2 protein-coding genes and 1 pseudogene are annotated in these 4,176 nt (G+C 38.1%); all 3 read right to left on the reverse strand.

Annotation, left to right across the window (positions count from 1 at the left end; genetic code table 11):
- Positions 1–388, reverse strand: a pseudogene (locus JWR61_RS01925) (hypothetical protein); the annotation flags it as partial.
- Positions 389–670: 282 nt separating this feature from the next.
- Positions 671–1,702, reverse strand: a complete 1,032-nt coding sequence (locus JWR61_RS01930; protein ID WP_301926176.1) for a methyltransferase — start codon at positions 1,700–1,702, stop codon at positions 671–673.
- Positions 1,703–2,876: 1,174 nt separating this feature from the next.
- Complete coding sequence (locus tag JWR61_RS01935; RefSeq protein ID WP_301926177.1) at positions 2,877–3,659, reverse strand: class I SAM-dependent methyltransferase; 783 nt, start codon at positions 3,657–3,659, stop codon at positions 2,877–2,879.
- Between the last annotated feature and the right edge of the window lie 517 nt (positions 3,660–4,176).

The raw sequence follows: 4,176 nt of genomic DNA on the forward strand, positions 1-4,176 counted from the left end.
CCTTTTTTACGAGCCTTAAAAGAGAATCAATCACAGCTTCCTTTGATGGCCCCGGTACTGAAAATGGTGTGAAGAAAGATTGCCCAACAGGTATTAACCATCCTAAATGGTCATGTGCATCATTGAAGCCGGGAACAACAGTTTTTCCTTTCAGGTCAATCTTTTTTGTTTTGGCAGATGCAAGCTTTTCAATAGCTGCATTGCTGCCAACACTTAAAATTTTGTTGCCTTTAATAGCCAGCGCCTGAAGATAAAGCTGATTCGTGTCTGATGTAAAGATTTTTCCGTTGGTAAAAATAATATCTGCCTGTTGAGCAAAGCTTACTTTTTGGTTTACGAAACAGAGAAGGAATATTAATTTAAAAAGTCTTTGATGTTTGATACCCATAATCCCAGTTTTTATGGTTATAAAGGTTATAATAAAGTTGTTAATGCTATCGGAGAGGATAACATAAAATGTTAAGAAATACCTGATAAGTTTTTCGCTCAACGTTCAATTAATTTCAGCTTTTATAAAAAGTATACAATAATAAGAACTGCCAAAAAACGAACTGATATACTTTTGCAAATACATTTATTGAAGAAAACCACCGGTAGCCTTTCCCCGGTATCGTAACTTTAAAAAAATAATTTTATGACATCGAAAAAAAACGACCGGGGGAACAGTAGTTTACAACGAGCTATTTACCTGTTTACTTACTCCCTCTATGATACTAAAAGGAGACATAGTTGGTATTATACGGGTTAATTGTAAGCCTGCTTTATCAAACAGCTCATTGTACTCCTTTTCTGTTCTTTCACAACCCGGTAAATATTGTAACATCTGTAAGTCAAGAAACTTTGCAGGTGACGGTTCATTGCCTTCGGGTACTACCATCTCTACTACCAGTACCTTGCCTCCGGCCGTCATGGCATTGCGGCAATTTTGAAGTATGGCAATACATTGTTCATCATTCCAATCATGAATAATATGCTTCATAATATAAGCATCTCCCTCTGAGGGTACAGTGTTGAAAAAATTACCCCCGGCTGTTTCGCATCTTCCTGTAACGCCATGCTCCTTTAAAAGTTTTTCTGCCTCTGCAACTATAGCAGGCGTGTCATACAATATACCTTTTACGTTGTCATATTTTGCAAGAATAGCAGCCAGTAAAAATCCATGTCCTCCCCCTATATCTACCAATGTTGAAAGGGAAGAAAAATCGTAGGCATTTACTACTGCAACACTTGAAAAAGCACTGTTGCTGGTCATTGCGTCGTTAAAAACTTTTCCGGCTTTCTCATTGCTCCAAAAATAATCAAAAGAAGACATGCCATGTACTTTGTCAAAAGAAGGCTTGCCTGTTTGAACACTGTAAGGAAGCTCTGCCCATGTCTGATATTGCCAGTCGCAGGTTACCATTTCAGCAAAAGCACGCAAACTCCCTGGGGCATCGCTTAGTAATGGTTCGGCTAATGGAGTTAATGAAAACTTTTTTTCAGTGTCTTCAGAATATACACCAATACTCGCACAAGCCCTCAGTACCCGGTAGAGAGAACGGGCATGTACCTTTGTTTGCTCCGCTAGTTCTTCTGCTGATTTTGCGCCATCTTTTATCAAGTCAGCAATACGCAGCTCTGCTGAAACACCAATTGCACGGGATGCTGCAAAGCCAAAAAGCATTTGCATTAATTGTACAGGTGGGGAAAGTTCATTTGTCATAACGATTGTATTTTGTTTTATAATGATTTAAAAGTTTATTAACTCCCGTAGTATACGATTTTTTTACAGATATTGGTCCGGTACTTGCAAAGGCAGGGTATTCATTATTGTTTACGCATCACACAATGCTCCTTTAATATATTATTGAAGTTATGAATTAAAGATGAAAATGCAGGTGGAATCCGGCTGGTGCCGTAGAGGCCTTGTCGCACCCAACCGAAGCTTTAGTTGGTATGCAGTTTTTACACTCAGACAATATTGTTTTAATGTAGTGAAGTTACTAGTTGAAACATGTACCCCTTTTATCGCGGTCTTTTGCAGTACCGGTTACGTACTATGTGGCACTTCGTCGTTGGTACGACTTATGCGCAGATTCTTATTTGTTGTGATGCTTTACCAGTTATTTTGAAGTAACATAATCCAACCCATCTGAAAAGTAGCAACCCAGTATTTATCCTGATGAGCTTTTAAATAGTATAAAAATGCTTTGTAAGTTTCTTTTGAGATTTTGAAAAATGCAGGTCTGATTCCATGAAACTGATATACTCCCATTCCACCAACTTTCTTTACTTTCTCAGCAAATGCAATAAGTTAATCTGGCTTTGTATTTTCTTCATCCATCCAACTGGGAATTTTCATAATGTATAAATTTTTAAAATCAGGTACTACACTTGTTCGGTCTCCACCCCTCTTCTATATTTTACCAAGCCCTTATTTTTTATAATAAATGTATAGCCTGTGTCATGTACTAAAAAGTTATTGCTGGAAAAGCAAAATAGATTCGGCTAATTGGGGTGTGTCCAATGCGGAGTTACACCGGTTTCATAAAAGACCGAATCCCAGAAGCTTCCCGTTTTGCCGTACTATCGTAAATAAACAGCACGCTTTAAGTTGACTCCCTTCGCCATAAGCGAATCTGTAGAAAGTTATAGTGCCGGGTTATTTTTTTCATGCGTTGTTGTGGGTATTATTTTTATCCGTCATCTGCATGGTGTTGCCAGGAATGAAATCCATATGAAAGTCGCAAGGTTTTATTTTTACCGCAAGATTATTCCTTTCTTCGGGTCATTCCCCCCGCAGTCCGGAAATAGGACAACATGGAAACTTTATCGTTTTACTGCGTGCCCGGCAAAGAATTTCCATTGGCTGAAATTATGAGGTTGATTTTGGAGTATTATTTTTCCGCCATTACGATCCTGAATTTATTATTATACACTACATGTCCATTTGGTTGTATATATGGGTGTATTGCTTTTGATATTGTCTCGTAAACTTTTTCAAAACCACTGTTTTCAATTGCTCTTGCGACTGGACCGGCAGACATTAACCCCTTCAACGCTATATCGGTGTCAGGATATTCCCATACTGATGGCACATCAAAAGTGGCTATTTTACCAAAACCAACTTCTTCCAAAATTTTCTCCAATAATCCATTTTCCGTGAGTGCAAAGGGACCGGGAGCTCCAGGCGGAGGCGGAGGTAAAAGGCTCCCTACTGCTCTTAAGTAAGTAGCTGCTTCACATTCTTCTTTGTTGCCCCAAATCATCGCGGCTAATTTTCCATCATCTGTCAAAACTCTCTTTGCTTCAATAAGTGCATTTTTGGTATTAGCAGCATATTGAAATGAATTAAACCCGCAAACCACATCAAAAGTTTTATCCTCATAAGAAAGCTCTTCCATTTCCCCGATCGCAAACTGGGCTGCAGGCACTCTTTTCTTTGCTTCTTCTATAAATTCCGCAGTTGCATCAAGTCCGGTAACAGTGGCTTCTTTATCACTTGCGAGTTTACAAAAGTAGCCCGTACCGCAGCCTATATCTAATAATCTTGTACCAGCGGATAATGATAAAGCCCTCAGAACAAAGTCATAACCTGCTTGTCCTGTCTGTTCCTGGATGTGACCCCAGTCTTTAGGTCGTCGCCCCCAAAGTTTGCCTTGTATAGCTTGCGAACCCATAATTGTGATTGGTTTAGTTAGAAAGTCATTTTATTGCAATTACTATCTTAGAACGGTTAACTCTCCCGCAAGGATCTGAGCCGATAATTCCTGTTTTAATTTTACGATTACGCTGCATAACTTAATTTGTTTTATAATTTTATTCATACATATTCATTTTAAAATCAAAAAATGAAAGTTAAAAATCCCCGTTGCTTTTATTCCAGTTTAGTTATTCTGATATATACATCAAGCATATTTCTTCATGCTGTCGAAGATCGAAGAGATAAAAAAAAGTGAGGTTAGTTATTTTTGTAAACATACTTTAATATTATTTGATTACCAATGAACTTTCACCCATTTTCCTTTTTTTATCAAAAGATGGTGTAGGCTCCCCTTATTTTAGTGCCGCCGGTAGTTAGAGTTTTCTAAGTTAATCATCTTTTGTTTTTTCAACTATTTTATCCACTAAACGGCTCTCTTCAATTTTTGGATGATTTTCGTTCGCCGTTTGTGGATAAAGCGATGGTACATTCAA

It is taken from the genome of Ferruginibacter sp. (assembly GCF_028288465.1).
Lineage (GTDB): Bacteria > Bacteroidota > Bacteroidia > Chitinophagales > Chitinophagaceae > Ferruginibacter.

Excerpts from the sequence above, each read along its gene's own strand:
- JWR61_RS01935 (WP_301926177.1), bottom strand. The coding sequence starts at position 3,659 with ATGGGTTCGCAAGCTATACAAGGCAAACTTTGGGGGCGACGACCTAAA.
- JWR61_RS01930 (WP_301926176.1), bottom strand. The coding sequence starts at position 1,702 with ATGACAAATGAACTTTCCCCACCTGTACAATTAATGCAAATGCTTTTT.